Source organism: Streptomyces sp. NRRL WC-3618, from assembly GCF_001280005.1.
In the GTDB taxonomy this organism is placed as follows: Bacteria; Actinomycetota; Actinomycetes; order Streptomycetales; family Streptomycetaceae; genus Streptomyces.
Genome location: NZ_LGDW01000105.1, coordinates 1 through 16,819, shown reverse-complemented (window position 1 = coordinate 16,819; position 16,819 = coordinate 1). Strand labels below are relative to the sequence as shown.

Sequence of the window (16,819 nt, the reverse complement as noted above, 5' to 3'; positions counted from 1 at the left end):
CCCCTGCCCCACCCCCCGGTCACCCTGTTCGCGATGGACCCGGTGCACCTGCCCGAACTCTTCCCGCCCGCCCTGATGGAACGGCTGCTGGAACTCGCGCGGATCGATCCCACCCTGGTCGTCCAGGACTTCACCGCCCCCGGCGCCGCTGCCGCACTGGCCGAGACGGAAGTCCTGATCACCGGCTGGGGCTGCCCGCGCGTCGACGCCGGAGTCCTGGCCGCCGCGCCCCGGCTGCACACCGTCCTGCACGCCGCGGGCAGCGTTCGCCGGCTGATCGCCGACGCGGGCTGGGAGCGAGGTCTCACCGTCTCCAGTGCGGTCGAGGTCAACGCGCTCCCGGTGGCCGAGTACACCCTGGCCGCCGTCCTCCTCGCGGGCAAGGACGCGTTCGGCCTGCGGGAACGCTTCCGCCGCGAGCGGGTCCACCCGGCTCCCCACGACTACGCGCGGGTGGGCAACCTGGGCCGCAGGGTCGGCGTGATCGGCGCCTCGCGGGTGGGCCGCCGACTGCTGGACCTGCTCCGCCCGTTCGAACTGACGACCACGCTCTACGACCCGTACGTGGACGCCGACGAGGCCAGGACGCTGGGCGCGACCCCGCTCACCCTGGAGGAGTTGCTGCGCACCAGCGACATCGTCACCCTGCACGCCCCGGACATCCCGGAGACGTTCCGCATGCTCGACCGCGACCGGCTCGCCCTCATCCCGGACGGCGGCGTCCTGATCAACACCTCCCGGGGCGCCCTGGTGGACCACGAAGCGCTCACCGCCGAACTGGTCTCCGGCCGCCTCAGCGCCGTACTGGACGTGACGGAACCGGAGCCCCTGCCTGCGGATTCTCCCCTGTACGACCTGCCCAACGTGTTCCTCACACCGCACATCGCCGGCTCACTGGGCAACGAACTCGCCCGTCTGGGCGGGACGGTGGTGGACGAGCTGGCCCTGCTCGCGGCGGGGTTGCCGCCGGCCCACCGAGTCCGGCGCAGTGACCTGGCGAGGAGCGCGTAGGCACCCTGCCTGAGTATGTAACCGTTTTCACTCCGAAGGGGGGAGTTGCTGCTCAGCGACCGGTTGACGCACCGGCGGTGCAGTAGCGTCGGCACGTGACGGAGAACGGAACCGAAGCCCGGAAACAGGGCCCTCACGCCACCTCGGGCAGGCGCAGACGGAACGCCGCCGAGAGCGACCGGCCCAGCACGATCCGCGATGTCGCGGCCAAGGCGGGCGTGTCGGTGGCAACCGTTTCCAGGGCCCTGGCCGGCAGCCACCCCGTCTCCGCCGAGACCCGCGCCCGCGTCATGGCGGCGGTCGATTCCCTGCACTACGTGGTGAACGTCCACGCCAAGGCGCTGTCCGGCGGCGTCGCGGGCCCCGTCGCTCTCGTCATGGACCAGATCATCGGCCCGTCGTTCGCCGAGGTCGCCGCAGGAGTCGAACAGGAGGCCGCCGCCCGAGGCCGACTGAGCCTCATCTGCACCACGCACGGTGACCAGAAGCGCGAACACGACCTGGTCCAACTCATGCGGGAACAGCACGCGGCCGCGGTCATTCTCGTCGGCGGCGCGGTACTGGACGAGGCGTACCACGAACGCATGGCCGAATACACAAGGGCGCTGCACGCCGCCGGCTCCCGTCTCGTCCTGTGCGGCCGCCCGCCCCTACCGGGCGACCTCCCGGTGACGGTCGTCGACTACGACAACCGGGGCGGCGCCTTCCAGGCGGGCGACCACCTGCTCACGGCCGGCCACCGCCGCATCCTCTTCCTGGGCGGCAACCCCAAGATGAGCACCGCCGAACAACGCCGGGCAGGCTACCTCCAGGCGCTGCGCGCCCACGGCGTCCCGTACGCCGAGGAACTGGACATCCCCGGCACCTACACCCGCGCCTCGGGCTACGACCGAATGCGGGACGCCCTGAAGGCGGACCTCGACTTCACGGCGGTCTTCGCGGGCACGGACATGGTGGCCACGGGAGTGATGGCGGCCCTGCGGGAATCGGGCCTGACCGTCCCCGGCGACATCTCGATCATGGGCTTCGACGACGTCCCCTTCGCGGCCGACCTGTCGACATCACTGACGACCCTCCGGGTGCCCTACGAGGACTTGGGCCGCACGGCGGTCCGACTGGCCCTGGACGGCGAACGGCGCGCCGCGGGCGGCGATCACGTGATCCTGGGGACGCAGTTGGTCGTACGGCAGTCGGTGGGGGCGCCGGGGACGGGGCGGGCGAGGAAGAGGCGGAGGTGACGGGGAACCGGCACACCTCTTGCGTCTCCTTCGCCGAAGTCGGCACGGGCGTAAGCGGATTATGGGACTACGCGACCGCGCGTGCTGGAGGCGGTGTGGGAATGGGACGTCACTTGTAGATCTTGCCGGGCTCGGCCTTGGACGGAGCGAGCAACTGGGAGACGGTCACGAAGGTGTAGCCCTGCTTGCTGAGCGCCTTCAGGATGGAAGGCATGGCAGGCACGGTGCCCTTGTGCAGCGGGTGGAGCAGGATGATCCCGTCGCGGTCGACGCCGTCGAGCACGCGCTTGGTGATCAGCGCGGTGTCGTCCGTCTCGTAGTCCTTGGCGGTCACCGTCCACAGCACCTGCGCCATCCCCAGCTCTTTCGAGACCTTGGAGACGCGGTCGTCGGTGCGACCCTGCGGCGGGCGCATCAGCGTCGGCTCGGTGCCGGTGAGGCCGGAGATGGCCCGCGCCGTGCGGCGCAGCTCGTCGCGGATCTGCGCGTCGGAGACATCGGTCAGCACCGCGTGCGTCCAGGTGTGGTCCCCGATCTCGTGGCCGTCCTTGGCGATCCGCCGGACCACATCGGGGAACTTGTGGATACGCCGACCCTCGAGGAAGAACGTCGCCGGCGCCTTGTACTCCTCCAACAGGTCCAGCAGCCGGTCGGTGGGTTCGCCGGGGTTGCCGTCGAAGGTGAGCGCGACGCACTTGACCTTCCGACAGTCCACCTGCCCCGAAGGAACGTTTACTCCGGACGCGGCCCGGTCGCGTTCCTCGCGGGGGGAGACCGTCTCCATCGCGTTCGCCCGGATGACGAGCACGACGATCACCGTCACGGCCACCACCACGGCCAGGGTTATGAATATGAGAAGACGACGCCGAGTCTTGAGGATGTTCACCTAAAGGAGAAGTTTTCGACGCCGGAAGGGTTGCCCTGGGGCGTCGGATAGTGAGGCAGAACACGTATGAGCAGCGCGTTTCCGGTGGGGCTGGTGCGCCGCGCGCCTACGGCTGCCGGATTGTCGCCGGTTCTCGTCAACAAGCCGCACGGCCATGCCGGCCTGGCACGAGAGTGGTGATCGTCGGCCTTCTTGCCGCGCCGCCCGGTGACGATGAACGCCTCACGGGGACCGGCCACCTTGTAGCGGGTGACGACGACCAGCACCAGCAGGACAAGGACCACGACGACTCCCACGACGGCGATGACCACATCCTCGTCTTCAGGATCTCCGCGGGGTGCGGAGGGGAAGCCGTGGGCAGCATCGGCCAGGAACCGGCCGACGGTGTCTTCGGCGGGTCTACGAAGTTGAGCGGTGCTGGGTCGTTGTCCGCTGACTGACCGTCACGGTGTGTCGCGTGTATCGCAGATAGTGCGTGAACACTGAGAGACAACGAGAAAGAGCGGGAGTCAGTGAGACTGACTCCCGCTCCCTCATGTCGGCATCCGCCCAGCTCAGCGCTTGATTCTTGCTGGCTGTGTGGCGAGTGCCCCCGGCAGGATTCGAACCTGCGCACACGGCTCCGGAGACCGGACGGTTCCCACAGGTTTTGGCAGGTCGGCGACCCATCTGACCGGCCGTCAAGCCCGCCGTCCCGCGCATGTCCCGCGCATGTCCCGCGAAAGTGAAATACCCTATTTGGTTGCTTGTGGCGAACTTCAGTCTGATGCTCGTCAGTTCCGCCGTATCGGGAGCCGTTTCGGGGTGCGCGGGCAGGTCCTACGGCTTCTCTTCCTGATGGCTGGGGGTGTGTGCCCATACCGAGTTTCCGGCTTCCGGGGGCCGATGACTCAAGGCCGACCCGGCTGTACGTAGGCGTGGGCATTGTCATTGATCGGGCGGGCGGTGTGCCCTCAGATCTTGATGACGGTGACGCGCCCGCGGCAGAGCGTGGCGAGGTCCTCGGGGTCAGAGGTGAGAACGGTGACGGGGCCGGGGGCGGCCAGCGCCGTGGCGCTGAGCATGGCGTCAATGGCGTACTTGTGGCCGTGCAGGCCGGCGTCGGCGAGGAGTGCGGCGGCGTGACGGGCGATGGGCTCGGTGACCGGTTCGATGACGAGGCGGGACAGGGTCCATTCCAGTGCTGGGCGATTGATCCGTGGGTGGATCACTTCCACGAGGGTGGCTGCGGAAGTGATCACCCGCAGGTCGTCGGCGCGGGCGAGGGCGAGCCAGCCGGTGACAGTACGCTCGCGCAGGACGGCCTTGGCCAGCCCTTCGCTGTCGAGGACCAGGGTGCCGCCGGGGGTGGCGGGGGAGGGGGTCACGCGGCGTTCGCCCCGCCTTGGGCCTGTTGGTCTCGGGCTTGATGGAGTTGGTCGCGCAGAGCCTGAATCTCTTCGTCGGTGATGGGGCCGTGTTCGGCCTCCGCCACCGTGATGAGTTCGTTCAGGTTGTCCCGCTCGATCTGGCGGGCGACGGCTGCGGCGACGTAAGCGGACAGCCCGGAGGGCCCGCTGCGGGCCTTGGCGGCTTCGGCGATATCGCGCGGCATGGTGATCGAGTACTTGCCGGTAGGCTCGCTCATGCTACCTATCCTACCTTGCATCCTCCCCTGTTCGGATGGAGCTGGCAGAGACAGTCGCCGCGGGTCTGGTCCGACGCGAGCTCGAATCCGGGTTTGGGTGACGACGGGACTCCAGGGGTCCGGGAACGGCTCCGAGGGTTCGAAGACCGCTCCAACGCCACGGCACAGCCGTTCCAGTGGAGGTTCACCACCTCCGACCTGGACAATCCGGGCCAGACTCGACGGACACACCGCCGATCACCCAGAAGAATCCTCCACCGCCCCGGAAACGTGATCAACCCCCGAAGGACTTACGGCGAAGACCACTATCGTGGGTTTTATGGATCACCATGTCGAGACGACTGCCCGCATACGTCACGACGAGCACTGCGCTCGATGGGACGTGTTCGAGATCGAGCTCGACGGACCGTCACACGGCAACCCGTTCACCGATGTCGAACTCGGCGCAACATTCAGCGACGGGCAGCGCGAACTGCGCGTCGGCGGCTTCTACGACGGAGACGGAACGTACCGGATCCGATTCATGCCCGACATCGAGGGATCCTGGACCTTCGTCACATCGTCCACCGCACGCTCGCTTGACGGCCTCTCCGGCGCCTTCCTGACCGGGCCGGCCGCTCCGGGCCTCCACGGTCCGGTGCGGGTGGCCGAGCGCCATCACTTCGCGTACGCCGACGGCACCCGGTACCTGCCGATCGGAACCACCGCGTACGCCTGGACGCACCAGGTCGAACGCCTGCGGGCCGCAACCCGGCGCACGCTGGCGGCAAGCGGCTTCACCAAGGTGCGGATGTGCCTGCTGCCCAAGGCGTATTCCTACAACACCGACGAGCCCGAGCTGTACCCGTTCCCCGGCTCTGTGGCGGCCGGCTGGGACACCACCCGCTTCGACCCCCGGTTCTTCCGCCGCTTCGAGGAGGAGGTGCGCGCGCTGCGGGAGTTGGGGATCGAGGCGGACGTCATCCTCTTCCACCCCTACGACCGGTGGGGCTTCGCCCAGCTCGGACGCGACGCCGACGACCGGCTGACGCGGTACGCCGTCCGGCGGCTGTCGGCGCTGTCGAACGTGTGGTGGTCGATGGCCAACGAGTACGACCTGGTGGAGGCCAAGAGCGAGGCAGACTGGGAGCGTCTGGCCGGCATCGTGGCCGAAGAGGACCCGCTCGGTCACCTGACCTCCATCCACAACTGCGGCCCGTTCTACGACTACGCGAAGCCGTGGATCACCCACTGCAGCATCCAGCGCGTCGACGTCTACCGCACCGCGGAGAACACCGACACCTGGCGGGAACAGTGGGGCAAGCCCATCGTGATCGACGAGTGCGGGTACGAAGGCGACATCGACCAGGGCTGGGGGAACCTCACGGGTGAGGAACTTGTGCGGCGCTGCTGGGAGGGCGCAGTGCGTGGCGGGTACGTCCAGCACGGCGAGACCTATCTCAACGACGCCGAGGAACTGTGGTGGTCCAAGGGCGGCGAGTTGGCCGGGACCAGCCCTGAACGCATCGCGTTCCTGCACCGCGTCATCCGCGAGTCCCCCACCGGCGTCTTCGACCCCCTGCCCTCCGACTGGGATGCCCCCCGCGGCGGGGTCCAGGACGCGTGCGAACTCATCTACTTCGGCTTCAACCGCCCACGGTTCCGGCACATCAGCGTGCCCGCCAACGGGCGCTACGCGATCGACGTGATCGACACGTGGGCCATGACGATCGACCGTGTCGGCGTGACGGCGGACTCCAGCGCGCGCGTGGAGCTGCCGGGTCGCCCGTACATGGCCGTCCGTCTGACCCGTTTGCCGGACGACGCCGACACGGGGGAATCCGGGGAGGCACCGTCGGCGCTCACCTGACCCGTGGCGCGGGTTGGACGAGGCCGGTCCGACAGGCGATGACGACGAGTTGGGCGCGGCCGCGGTCGTTCAGCTTGGTCGTGGCGCGGTGGATGCGCGTACGGATGCTCAGCACGCTGAGGGTCAGTTCCTTGGCGATCTCTGGCGATCTCCGGGTTGGATTTGCTTTCGGCCGCCAGGGCGGTGACCTGCCGTTCCCGCGGAGTGAGGTCCTGGAGCTTCTCCGGGGGCGCCAAAGGCGCGGAGTACGAGTGATCCCACACGCGCCGCGCTAGCCTTCAGGCCCCTGGATCCGTCCTTGGGGCCTTCGCCGTTCCTTGGGCTGACCAGGGACGATGCCTCAAGATCGTGTCCACGAATACTCCACGGACCTCGACATAGGGCCGCTCCGAGTGGCACAGGACTGCACACACGCAAAGACCCCGCACTCAGCATCTCTGCTGTTCACGGGGTCTTTAGGCACCTCATACAGGGTGCCCCCGGCAGGATTCGAACCTGCGCACACGGCTCCGGAGGCCGCTTGGGTCTCGGGTAACGCCGCAGGTCAGAGCCCTGCACACGGCAGATTATGTGGGACGAGTCCACGGATAGGCCACGGCTGGCTGAGCACCGCTTTAGGATTTTTTCGATCCGAGCCCGCTTCGACTGCGGCCGGCGACAGGTGCTACGGCCAGACAGAGTCGCTGGTGTACGCCTCCGTCCGGCGTCGTTGATGACAGTTGTGGATGTCAGAAACTCTTCTGATCCGTGCTCTCCAGAGATCGGCCACTGAGGGTCATTCGGGATGCCGGGCGGCTCATGCGGGCTGGCGCTGGGCCCTATGGCTGCTGATCCCGCTTGGCGAACCACTCAGCCAGGGCATCAGTGCAGCCGTGGTACCACTCGTCGGGAGCCGAGTAGAAGCCTGTGGGTGCCTCCCCGCTCGCCATGATCCGCTGCACGATCACCTGGCAGTTCTTGAGCAAGGTGTCTTGCGCGGTTCCGGGTCCAAAGCCTGGGATCTCCAGCGTGATTTGGTTGTGGGTCAGCACGGTATCGGTGATCGAATAGCCATGGCTGTAAACGCTAGTTGAGCGCTTCCTGCCTGATGCTCCGGACTGAGCGTTCGCGTCCCCGTTCCATAGAGACCACCCCGAACTGAGGATCACTAGGAAGAGGACAAGCCATGTGAGCCCCTGGAGGGCGGCGGGGAGACGACAGAAACGCCGATATATGCGAGCTGCGACATGCACACGATCGAGGCTACCGGGTTGCCGAACCCGGCTGAGAACACTCGATCTTGCGCTCTCAGCTTGGGAAGCTCCAGTCATTTGAGGGAGGTTCAGGCTCTGACCTGGGCGAACGGATGAGGTACGTTGTCGTCGGGCCTGGCTGCACTCACCGTGATTCCCCGCTGGTCCCCGCCCGATCTGGTGCGGTTGTGGTGCGCTGATATCCCAGCGCAATCGGCCCGCCCGGACGCTTAGCCGATGAGCTGGCGGATCGCCGCCACGACGTTGAACACCGCCGGCAGGACGAAGATGCCCCCGACGCCGATCCACACGCACCCGGCGGTTCGGTGGCCGCGGCTTGGCGGCGGTGGTTGGATCAGCCGGTCGCCTGCTCTCATCGTCTCGTTCGGAGCGATCAGGCTGCGCCCGGTGCGGCGTTGCCTCCGCCCCAGCCCTATGAAGACGACCGCTGCCATCGCCGTGAAGGCGGCCAGCTGGAGGTGTTCTTTCGGTGAATCGGCACCAGCAAGCGTCACGGCCATGTACAACACAAGAGTTCTCCCCGCAAAGGATCAAGTGGGTGGATCACCTCATGACGGTTCAACCATGTCAAGCGAGTTGGGGCGCTCGCACATCGCCCTTGAGGTTCCCCCGAGATGCGGGGAAAGGTGACAGCGGGTCAGATGGGTCTCATGAGAGGAGCCCAGACGATGCCTGCCCCGAGGAAGTACCCGCTGGAGTTGCGTGAGCGTGCGGTGCGGATGTACCGGACCGCCGAGCCGAAGCCGGTGATCCGCCGCATGGCCGAGGAACTCGGCGTGCACCACGAAGCCCTGCGCAACTGGATCCGGCAGGCCGAGGCCGACGCCGGCGAGCGGGACGACCTGCTGACCACCGAAGAGAAGAACGAGCTCGCCCAGCTGCGGCGCGAGGTGCGGGACCTGCGCCGGGCGAACGAGGTCCTGCGGACGGCCTCGGCTTTTTTCGCCGCACAGCTCGACCCGACCCGGCCCAGGTGAGAGCGCTCCTCGACGAGCACCCGCACCTGGGGGTCGAGCCCGTAATGCGGGAACTGCACATCCCCTCCTCCACCTACTACCGCTGGCGCCAGGCCGAGAAGGACCCCTGCGAACGGATCCGCCAGGACACCGAGCTGACCGGGTAGATCCGGCAGATCCACCAGGACTCCGCCGGGATCTACGGATCGCCCAGGATCCATGCCGTCCTCAAGCGCGAGGGTGTCCGCGTCGGCCGCAAGCGGGTCGAGCGGCTCATGCGCCAGGCCGGCCTGGCCGGGATCAGCCCCCGCAGGAGCAAGGGTTTCACCCGCCGGGACCCAGACGCCGACCTCGCCCCTGACCTGGTGCAACGCGACTTCACGGCACACGCGCCGAACCGGCTGTGGGTCACCGACCTGACCATGATCCCCACCCTGGAGGGGCCACTGTGGCTGTCGGCGATCCGCGCGCCTTCTCCCGCAGAGTCGTGGCCTGGGAGACCTCCGCCCGCGCGGACGCCGACCTGGTCCTCACCTCCCTCGAGTACGCGCTCGCCAGCCGCGAGGTCACCCCCGGCGAACTCGTCCACCATGCGGATCACGGCACGCAATACACGTCTATCAAGCTCACAACACGCCTGGTCAGAGCAGGCGTTCGGGCGTCCATGGGCTCGGTCGGCGACTCCTTCGACAATGCCCTGGCGGAGAACCTGTGGATGCTGATCAAGACCGAGTGCATCCGCGGACGGACCTTCGACACCAGAGCCGAGGCGAATCTCGCGCTCTTCGAATACATCGACGGCTTCTATAACCCCGCCGCATCCAGAAGCGCCTCGGCTACCTCAGCCCCATCGAGTTCGAAGAGAAGCGCTACGCCGACCAGGCAGCGGCCGAACCAGTGAACCTGAAACCACGTCAACCCGCCCTGCCCTGCTAGTCAGCCACTCCCGCGCAGCGGGGGAACCTCACCCTCCACACGCTTTCCAACTGTGGTGGTGGGCTCTGGTGCCTCGGACGGGGCCGTTCACCTGCGTTCATCGGCGGGCGGTCGCGAGAGGGGCTACCGGCTTCGGTCCCGTCTGAACGGTCGTGAACGGCGCTGAATGAGACGGAATCTGAGACGGGACCGAGCTGGCGAACACTGGGGTTGTTCAGTGAATCCTCCGAAAGGCCCCACTTTTCGGGTGCTGTAGGTCACACTGAGCGCCCACTGAAGTCAGGGGGAACCATGAGCAGCCCGCACATCAACGCGCCCATCCAAGCTCGCATGTACACGAACACACTGCACAAGGTGATCTGGGTCGTTGTGGTCGTAGCGTCGGCCGGCCTTCTTGCCCCGCCCTTGTTTTTCGTCGCCGCCAAGAAGCGGGTTGTCAGCATGGCCGTGCCAGCTGTGTACGCGGTGATCATCTACGGGTCCGCTGTCCTGGGGTCGGTTCTCGGTAACCCGAAGAACTGGGTGGGTGGCGTCCTTGCCATCACGATGATCGTTGCCGCCGTGCATGCTGCCATCCTCGATGCGGACTGGAAGCCGGGCCGGTAACAGCCGAGACAGCGTTACCACAGAGAAGCGGGCGCGACTGAGACTGAGAGACCGTTCGGCGGGAGCCGGACGGTTCACTTGCCGTGGCCTTCTGATCCGTAGCTCTATAGAGATCGGTCGACAAGGGGCATAGGGGCTTCTATTTGGTCCCTGAGGGTGGTTGTCGGTCATGGTCGGTTGCAGAGGTTGCTGTACTTGTCTGCTGTACAGCTTGGGTAGCTAGGCGGGCGTGGGCGAGGTTGTTGCGGCCCGTCAGGGTGTGGGGGTGGGTGTCGCCCAGGACCTGCTCGTACTGGGCGAGGGTGGCTTCGAACAGAGTGATGGCGCGCCCCAGATCCCCCACCGCGTAGTAGGCGAGCGCGAGGTGGTTACGGCTGTTCAGGGTGTTGGGGTGGGTGTCGCCCAGGACCTGCTCGTACTGGCCCAGGACCTGCTCGTACTGGGCGAGGGTGGCTTCGAACAGAGTGATGGCGCGCCCCAGATCGCCCGCCGCGTAGTAGGCGAGCGCGAGGTTGTTGCGGGTGGCCAGGGTGTTGGGGTGGGTGTCGCCCAGGACCTGCTCGGACTGGGTGAGGGTGGCCTCGTACAGGGGGATGGCGCGTCCCAGATCCCCCGCTGACTTGTAGGCGTGGGCGAGGTTGTTGCGGGTGGCCAGGGTGTCGGGGTGGGTGTCGCCCAGCACCTGCTCGCGCTGGCTGAGGGTGGCCTCGTACAGGGGGATGGCGCGTCCCAGATCCCCCACCGACTTGTAGGCGCCGGCGAGGTGGTTGCGGCTGTTCAGGGTGTCGGGGTGGGTGTCGCCCAGGACCTGCTCGTACTGGGCGAGGGTGGCCTCGTGCAGAGTGATGGCGCGCCCCAGATCCCCCGCCGCCCGGTAGGCGTCGGCGAGGTGGTTGCGGCCAGTCAGGGTGTGGGGGTGGGTGTCGCCCAGGACCCCAGGACCTGCTCGTACTGGGCGAGGGTGGCTTCGAACAGAGTGATGGCGCGCCCCAGATCGCCCGCCGCGTAGTAGGCGAGCGCGAGGTTGTTGCGGCTGGTCAGGGTGTTGGGGTGGGTGTCGCCCAGGACCTGCTCGCACTGGGCGAGGGTGGCCTCGTGCAGGGGGATGGCGCGTCCCAGATCCCCCACCGACTCGTAAGCGCCAGCGAGGTTGCTGCGGGTGATCAGGGTCCTGGGATCGGTGTCGCCCAGGACCTGCTCGCACTGGGTGAGGGTGGCCTCGTACAAGGGGATGGCGCGTCCCAGATCCCCCACCGACTCGTAAGCGCCGGCGAGGTTGTTGCGGCTGTTCAGGGTGTGGGGGTGGGTGTCGCCCAGCACCTGCTCGAACTGGGTGAGGGTGGCCTCGTACAAGGGGATGGCGCGTCCCAGATCCCCCACCGACCGGTAGGCGCCGGCGAGGTTGATGCGGGTGGCCAAGGTGTGGGGGTGGGTGTCGCCCAGGACCTGCTCGCACTGGGCGAGGGTGGCCTCGAACAAAGGGATGGCGCGTCCGAGATCCCCCACCGACTCGTAAGCGAGCGCGAGGTTGCCGCGGCTGGCCAGGGTGTCGGGATCGGTGTCGCCCAGGACCTGCTCGCACTGGGCGAGGGTGGCCTCGTACAGGGGGGTGGCGCGGGCGGTGTGGCCTTGGTGATGGAGGCGCTGGGCGGTGGTGTTGTATGCGTTGGTCAGTGGAGGGTTGTGGTGTCCGGGTGGGGTGGTGGCAGCGAGGGTGACGAGGTGGGGGGTGAAGGTGTCCCACTGGCTGTCGGTGGTGCTGTCGTGGCCCGAAGGCGGAGTCAGGCTGTGGAGGACTGCCTGTTCGGCGCTGTCGCGGCCTCGGAAGTGCTGGGGCCGTTCCGTGTCGTTATTGGTCTGGGGTGTGCGGAGAACGGCTTGGACCATGCGGTGGATGCTGAGGGTGGTGTCGGTGGCGGTGATCATGCTGTAGGTGGTCAGGGTGCCGATGGCTTCGGCGATGTCGTCCGGGTCGGTGTCGGGCGGTGTGAGCAGGGTGTGGGGGATGTCGTCGGGGGCGAGCCAGGCAGCGGTGTACAACACCTGAACGGCCAGCGGATCTTCCTGCTCCAGGACGTCGAGGGTGACGTTCCAGATACGGGCGAGGGTGCGCTTGGCGTCGAAGCCGTGGGCGGTCTTGGCGAATTTGGTGTCCAGGCGCCGGCGGTAGGCGTCGAGGCTGATGCCACGGTTCTGCGCGAGGTAGGCACCGGCCTGCTTGATCGCCAGTGGCAGATATCCCAGGTCAGCGGCAAGAGCGTGGGCATCGGCCTGCTGGCGCGCCGTGGGCGGGGTGTCCTTGAACACGAGACGGCACAACAGGGTGGTGGCGTCTTCCGGGTGGAGGTTGCCCAGGGTCAGGGTGGGGGTGGTGTCGGGCCAGCCGGTGGTGCGGCGGCTCGTGGCCAGATGGTGCCCCTGGTGGAGCGCCCCCGTATACGGGGCGAGGTCGTCGGGGTCATCGACGTTGTCATAGACCAGCAGCCAGCCCGGATGCCAGGCCAGCCACTGCCGCGCCCATGCCACCAGCGCCGCGCGCTCGGCCGTGGCGGCCCAGCCCGGAACCAGAGTCTGGGTGAGGACGGCCAGCGAGGTCTCGATCTCGTCGGGGGAGGCTGCGTTGATCCACCAGATCAGCGTGTAGTCGTCACGGTGACGGTGGGCGTAGTGCAGGGCGAGCGTGCTCTTTCCGATCCCGCCCAGACCGTGCACGGCCCCGCCCTGCGTGATCGCCCCCTCGCGTCGGCCGCTCAGGGCATCCCGCAGCCAGGCCAGTTCTTCCTGACGGCCCAGGCACAGCGGCGCCGGGGGCAGATTCGAGGTGCCCGGCGCCGCGGTCACCCGCTTTGCCTCTTGCAACGCCTCGGGCGGCAGTACGTCACCTGTGATCGCGGTGTCGATGTACTGGGCGGCGATCGACTGCGGTCCGATCGCCTCGATCCGTGACTCGGAGGCAGCCTCGCCCGTGCTCACGGTCGGGGCGGGGTGTGACCGTCACCGGTGATCGCGGTGCCGATGTGCTGGGCGGCGATCGACCGCTCGCCGGACGCCGTGATCGTGACCGTACCCGCAGCCGGGGCGGGCACCATGGCCGACAGTTCCTCCCGCAGTCCGGGATCGTCCTGCAACGCACGCCGCAGGAGCCGGCCCAGCACAGCCGCGGAGTAGGCGTCATCCTGCTCGTCGGCGGCCTCACCCACGACCCGTTCCAACTCCGTCCGGCCCGCCTCGTCCCTGCGCCGCCAGACCAGTTGCAGGATCCGCTGCCCCAGACCGACCGTCGCCTCGGCAGCAGCATCCTGCGCCCGCGTCAGCACCGCTACACCGTAAGCACCCACTGCGGCCGTCACGGCCGGGCCCGCCTGCTCCACCAACTGCACGATCTCAGCACTCACTTGATCCCCTGACCCACGCGGCTCCGAAAGAACACCAGGGTAGAATCACCGCCCCGGCTTGGAAGCTAAAACGCCCAAACCGCCCGCGGCGGTTCCCCCGCCCCACTCTCGGCTTCTCACGCCTCGTGCCACCAGCTTGGGAAGCTGCGGGCACTTGGGGCTGGTCTTGTCGCTGACCTGGGAGAAACGGTCGCGGGGTGGTGCCGTCGGGCCTGGCCGCTTTCCCCGTGATTCCCCGCTGTTCCCCGCTCGATCTGGTGCGTTTGTGGTGCGGCAACGGCGCTGTGTCAGGAACGGGTGCCCAGCGGGCAGCGTCAGCGAGCGGCCTTACCACTTCCGCCACTTGTCCGTGATCTGGTACCGGCCGAGTCCATGCCGGGCAGCCAGTGCGACGAGATCAATGCCGTGCTCGGTGAGCGACTGGTCGATGAAGTCGCACAGTTGCTCGCGCTCGTCGGTTTCGTAGGCGCTTTCGTTGTGGGCTTCGTTCACGGCGTTCAAGGCCATGACGACGCGTTCCACGACGCCGAAGATCTGCGCGTCGTCTGCCTCACTCAGCCCGGGAAGCTCACTCTCGAAGGTGTCGAGGACGGCATCGGTCGACGTGAGCAGTTCTTCAGGGAACAGTCCCGCCATGCACGCGCACTCAGGATCCAGGGTGCCAGCGGCAAGCTCTTCGGCTTCCTCGGCTATGCCGTCGCGCCAGCTCGTCGTAGGTCTCTCAGCCATGCAACGGACCGTACAGCGCCACTCTGACAGGGGGACTGAGTACTGACGCGACCTGTACGCCAGCGTCAGCACCGGTGCACGGTTTCCAAGTCTGTTGCTTGGCGGATGGGTTGGGTGCAGCTTCGTTCACCTGCGTTCACGGGGGAAGGCCCGGCTGCCGCTCACCGGAGTGCAAGCGGGTCCGGGGCCTGGCTGAACGGTCGTGAACGGTGCTGAATGAGACGGAAACTGAGACGGACCCGTAGAGCCAAGCTCGCTAGCATCCTCGGTATCGAGGAGGAGGAGGCATGGCACTGGGCCGCAAGGGAGCACGACGCATCGTTGTTGACGGTATGGCCTATCGCTGGAGGCTGCGACGTAGGCCGACCTACTCTCAGGCTCTGTCTTGGACACCCTGCACGTTCGCCGTTGAGTATGCGGATACTCCTGGGACAACTCTTGTGGTCACGACCAACCAGCCACACCCGAGCAATTGGTTCGGACGTGAGGCTAAGCCTGTGCTGCCATCCGACGTTGCCGACGCCATCGAACTCGCTCTTCGCGGTGGTTGGAACCCAACGGCTCAGGGCTCCCCGTTCCACCTGGACCGGTCCGCCGGCTTCACGCCCTCGCCCTGAGGAACTGGAACGTGATCCTGGTCCTGCTGTGCGGTCATTGTTCGATCGTGCCCGTCATTGCCGTCTGGTGGCGTTGATCTCAGTAGGGGACGTCAGGCCAAGGGTCGCTTGTCCGGCAGGAGGGTCGGCTACGAACCGGGTACAGCCTTGCAAGAGGCCCCATGGGAGGATTGCCCGTTTCGTCAGGCACGTGGTGGCGCCGCCCGACCGAGGCGGCGGAGCGGGCGGGCAACAGTGTGGAGGTGCTGCTGAGCCGCTACGCGAAGTGCCTCGACGGCCGTCAGGACATCGCCAACAGCCGGATCGCCGAACTCCTCGGCGAGGACGGCGCCCAGGAGCACGACGAGGAGCACGACCAGGAGGACAGCCGACCGGACGAGACCTGATCCGACACACCTACGACACACCCACACGCGGCACAATGGCCCCCGGACTCCAGTCCGGGGGCCTCGGCGTTTCTTGGGTCCCACCTGCGGGTTCGTGCTCTGCGGCCAGTCCACACATAGTCCACAGCACCCGACCTACGGCCGCTCCGAGCGGCACACGCCTGCACATACGCGAAGACCCCGGCCTCAGCGTTTCCGCTGGTGACGGGGTCTTTGGGCACCTCATAAAGGGTGCCCCCGGCAGGATTCGAACCTGCGCACACGGCTCCGGAGGCCGTTGCTCTATCCCCTGAGCTACGGGGGCGTGTCTTGCGCGTTGCGCGGTGACGAGTAGAACACTACCAGCTCGTTCGGAGTGATCAGGAACGGGTTTTGAGGGCGGCGTCGGCTCTCCTCGGCCCTCGATCGTGCCTGTGGAAGTGGGGAAAAGCCGGACGCGGTGGCCGGACTCGACCTACTCTCGAGTTGTGCCAGGCGTGTCCGGCCGGGTGCTTGTTGTGGACGACAACAAGGTCATCCGGCAGCTGATCAGGGTCAACCTCGAGCTGGAGGGTTTCGAGGTCGTGACCGCGGCTGATGGTGCCGAGTGTCTGGATGTCGTTCATCAGGTGTGCCCCGATGTCGTCACCCTTGACGTCGCGATGCCCCGCCTCGACGGTCTGGGCGCCGCCGCTCGGTTGCGCGCCGACCCTCGCACCCGCGACCTGCCCCTCGCCATCATCAGTGCCTGTACGCCGTACGAGGTCGAGGCCGGGCTCGATGTCGGAGTCGACGCGTTTCTCGCCAAGCCCTTTGACCCCGCCGAACTCATCAGCGTCGTAAGGCAGTTGGCCGAACGTGGGCGCGGCGACGCCTCCTTCGGGAGCGCCCTCGGACCTCCGCTCGGTTCCCTCGGCGTCCCCAGTGAGGCCGAGCGCGCCAGCTGACGCGCCGGCAACTGACCTGAACCGACCGCTGGCAACTGCCCCGGACCGACCGGACAGCGTTCCGCCGCCCCTCCTCCTCCACCCTTTCCCGCACCCCCCTCCCGCGCACCCTCCCCCTCACCCCCGTTCACCCCATCCGTCCACATACCGAAACACCCACCCCCACCCCAAACCCACTCGCCTACCCACCCCCCTCCTCCCCTACGCTTGTCCCGTGACCCCCGTCGAGCTCTCCCGTACCGTGCTGTGCGCGGTGCGTCGTGCTGTCGACGTCGGGGCGTTGCGCGTCGCCGTCCCCGCACGCGCCGTCGTCGCGCCGCCCGGGCCCGGCGGCAGCGGGGACTACGCCACCAACATCGCGCTGCAGCTGGCCAAGCCGTCCGGCCGCACCCCCCGCTATGTCG

The 16,819-nt window shown here is 67.5% G+C and carries 19 protein-coding genes, 1 tRNA gene and 5 pseudogenes; 12 read left to right on the top strand and 13 right to left on the bottom strand.

Annotated elements, in window-relative coordinates:
* Window positions 1–24 precede the first annotated feature (24 nt).
* Window positions 25–1,011 (top strand): hydroxyacid dehydrogenase, encoded by a 987-nt coding sequence (locus tag ADL01_RS13010; RefSeq protein WP_063783513.1) that lies wholly within the window; start codon window positions 25–27, stop codon window positions 1,009–1,011.
* 95 nt (window positions 1,012–1,106) lie between these two features.
* Window positions 1,107–2,249 (top strand): LacI family DNA-binding transcriptional regulator, encoded by a 1,143-nt coding sequence (locus ADL01_RS13005; protein ID WP_078960490.1) that lies wholly within the window; start codon window positions 1,107–1,109, stop codon window positions 2,247–2,249.
* Window positions 2,250–2,358: 109 nt separating this feature from the next.
* Here ADL01_RS13005 and ADL01_RS13000 read toward each other — a convergent pair whose 3' ends face one another.
* The 4 genes from ADL01_RS13000 to ADL01_RS12985 all read right to left on the bottom strand — a co-directional run bounded on the left by ADL01_RS13000 (window position 2,359) and on the right by ADL01_RS12985 (window position 4,762).
* The gene (locus ADL01_RS13000; RefSeq protein ID WP_053742113.1) at window positions 2,359–3,135 is read right to left on the bottom strand and encodes a polysaccharide deacetylase family protein; all 777 of its coding nucleotides are present in this window, start codon (window positions 3,133–3,135) and stop codon (window positions 2,359–2,361) included.
* Window positions 3,132–3,446 (bottom strand): hypothetical protein, encoded by a 315-nt coding sequence (locus ADL01_RS41855; RefSeq protein ID WP_078960489.1) that lies wholly within the window; start codon window positions 3,444–3,446, stop codon window positions 3,132–3,134. Before ADL01_RS41855 ends, ADL01_RS13000 begins: the two co-directional genes overlap by 4 nt.
* A gap of 642 nt (window positions 3,447–4,088) precedes the next feature.
* Entirely contained in the window at window positions 4,089–4,502 is a 414-nt protein-coding gene (locus ADL01_RS12990; RefSeq protein WP_053742111.1) for a PIN domain-containing protein, read from the bottom strand.
* Window positions 4,499–4,762, bottom strand: coding sequence for a CopG family transcriptional regulator (locus tag ADL01_RS12985; protein ID WP_053742110.1), 264 nt, complete (start codon window positions 4,760–4,762; stop codon window positions 4,499–4,501). The genes ADL01_RS12990 and ADL01_RS12985 overlap by 4 nt, the downstream gene beginning before the upstream one ends.
* A gap of 319 nt (window positions 4,763–5,081) precedes the next feature.
* On the opposite strand from ADL01_RS12985, the gene ADL01_RS12980 reads away from it, so the two are divergent.
* Window positions 5,082–6,611 (top strand): DUF5605 domain-containing protein, encoded by a 1,530-nt coding sequence (locus tag ADL01_RS12980; protein WP_053742109.1) that lies wholly within the window; start codon window positions 5,082–5,084, stop codon window positions 6,609–6,611.
* Here the strand turns inward: ADL01_RS12980 and ADL01_RS47760 are convergent.
* From ADL01_RS47760 to ADL01_RS12970, 3 genes and pseudogenes are all read right to left on the bottom strand, one after another.
* Window positions 6,604–6,850, bottom strand: a pseudogene (locus ADL01_RS47760) (response regulator transcription factor); the annotation flags it as partial. The gene ADL01_RS12980 and the pseudogene ADL01_RS47760 overlap by 8 nt on opposite strands.
* Window positions 6,851–7,429: 579 nt before the next feature.
* Window positions 7,430–7,642 carry a hypothetical protein gene (locus ADL01_RS12975; protein WP_053742108.1) on the bottom strand — a complete coding sequence of 71 codons (213 nt, stop codon included), beginning with the start codon at window positions 7,640–7,642 and terminating at the stop codon, window positions 7,430–7,432.
* Window positions 7,643–8,073: 431 nt separating this feature from the next.
* Window positions 8,074–8,364, bottom strand: coding sequence for a hypothetical protein (locus ADL01_RS12970; RefSeq protein ID WP_234354615.1), 291 nt, complete (start codon window positions 8,362–8,364; stop codon window positions 8,074–8,076).
* Between the two features lie 168 nt (window positions 8,365–8,532).
* Here ADL01_RS12970 and ADL01_RS12965 point away from each other — a divergent pair, with 168 nt between their 5' ends.
* From ADL01_RS12965 to ADL01_RS12955, 5 genes and pseudogenes are all read left to right on the top strand, one after another.
* On the top strand, window positions 8,533–8,841 hold the full coding sequence (locus ADL01_RS12965) for a transposase (protein ID WP_030053558.1): 309 nt from the start codon (window positions 8,533–8,535) through the stop codon (window positions 8,839–8,841).
* Window positions 8,838–8,987: a hypothetical protein gene (locus tag ADL01_RS44665; RefSeq protein WP_159049518.1), complete on the top strand. Its 150-nt coding sequence runs from the start codon at window positions 8,838–8,840 to the stop codon at window positions 8,985–8,987. The genes ADL01_RS12965 and ADL01_RS44665 overlap by 4 nt, the downstream gene beginning before the upstream one ends.
* Window positions 8,988–9,122: pseudogene (locus tag ADL01_RS47755) on the top strand (IS3 family transposase); the annotation flags it as partial.
* Window positions 9,123–9,268: 146 nt separating this feature from the next.
* The gene (locus tag ADL01_RS43660; protein WP_159049517.1) at window positions 9,269–9,721 is read left to right on the top strand and encodes a DDE-type integrase/transposase/recombinase; all 453 of its coding nucleotides are present in this window, start codon (window positions 9,269–9,271) and stop codon (window positions 9,719–9,721) included.
* 326 nt (window positions 9,722–10,047) lie between these two features.
* The gene (locus ADL01_RS12955; RefSeq protein WP_053742106.1) at window positions 10,048–10,362 is read left to right on the top strand and encodes a hypothetical protein; all 315 of its coding nucleotides are present in this window, start codon (window positions 10,048–10,050) and stop codon (window positions 10,360–10,362) included.
* A gap of 139 nt (window positions 10,363–10,501) precedes the next feature.
* On the opposite strand, the gene ADL01_RS45330 is transcribed toward ADL01_RS12955, so the two are convergent.
* From ADL01_RS45330 to ADL01_RS12935, 5 genes and pseudogenes are all read right to left on the bottom strand, one after another.
* Window positions 10,502–11,104: a tetratricopeptide repeat protein gene (locus ADL01_RS45330; protein ID WP_053742105.1), complete on the bottom strand. Its 603-nt coding sequence runs from the start codon at window positions 11,102–11,104 to the stop codon at window positions 10,502–10,504.
* 18 nt (window positions 11,105–11,122) lie between these two features.
* Window positions 11,123–11,221 (bottom strand): annotated as a pseudogene (locus tag ADL01_RS47750) (hypothetical protein); the annotation flags it as partial.
* A 44-nt stretch (window positions 11,222–11,265) separates the two neighbouring features.
* Window positions 11,266–13,335 carry a tetratricopeptide repeat protein gene (locus ADL01_RS12945; protein ID WP_053742104.1) on the bottom strand — a complete coding sequence of 690 codons (2,070 nt, stop codon included), beginning with the start codon at window positions 13,333–13,335 and terminating at the stop codon, window positions 11,266–11,268.
* Window positions 13,332–13,757, bottom strand: coding sequence for a hypothetical protein (locus tag ADL01_RS12940; protein WP_053742103.1), 426 nt, complete (start codon window positions 13,755–13,757; stop codon window positions 13,332–13,334). The genes ADL01_RS12945 and ADL01_RS12940 overlap by 4 nt, the downstream gene beginning before the upstream one ends.
* Before the next feature lie 327 nt (window positions 13,758–14,084).
* Window positions 14,085–14,486: a hypothetical protein gene (locus tag ADL01_RS12935; protein ID WP_053742102.1), complete on the bottom strand. Its 402-nt coding sequence runs from the start codon at window positions 14,484–14,486 to the stop codon at window positions 14,085–14,087.
* 287 nt (window positions 14,487–14,773) lie between these two features.
* Here ADL01_RS12935 and ADL01_RS46085 point away from each other — a divergent pair, with 287 nt between their 5' ends.
* Together ADL01_RS46085 and ADL01_RS41835 are read left to right on the top strand one after the other, a co-directional pair.
* Entirely contained in the window at window positions 14,774–15,103 is a 330-nt protein-coding gene (locus ADL01_RS46085) for a hypothetical protein (RefSeq protein ID WP_078960486.1), read from the top strand.
* A 203-nt stretch (window positions 15,104–15,306) separates the two neighbouring features.
* Window positions 15,307–15,489: pseudogene (locus ADL01_RS41835) on the top strand (site-specific integrase); the annotation flags it as partial.
* A gap of 232 nt (window positions 15,490–15,721) precedes the next feature.
* Here the strand turns inward: ADL01_RS41835 and ADL01_RS12930 are convergent.
* A tRNA-Arg gene (locus tag ADL01_RS12930) sits at window positions 15,722–15,793 on the bottom strand.
* Window positions 15,794–15,956: 163 nt separating this feature from the next.
* On the opposite strand from ADL01_RS12930, the gene ADL01_RS12925 reads away from it, so the two are divergent.
* Together ADL01_RS12925 and ADL01_RS12920 are read left to right on the top strand one after the other, a co-directional pair.
* Entirely contained in the window at window positions 15,957–16,415 is a 459-nt protein-coding gene (locus ADL01_RS12925; RefSeq protein ID WP_234354614.1) for a response regulator, read from the top strand.
* Between the two features lie 214 nt (window positions 16,416–16,629).
* Window positions 16,630–16,819 (top strand): annotated as a pseudogene (locus ADL01_RS12920) (hypothetical protein); the annotation flags it as partial.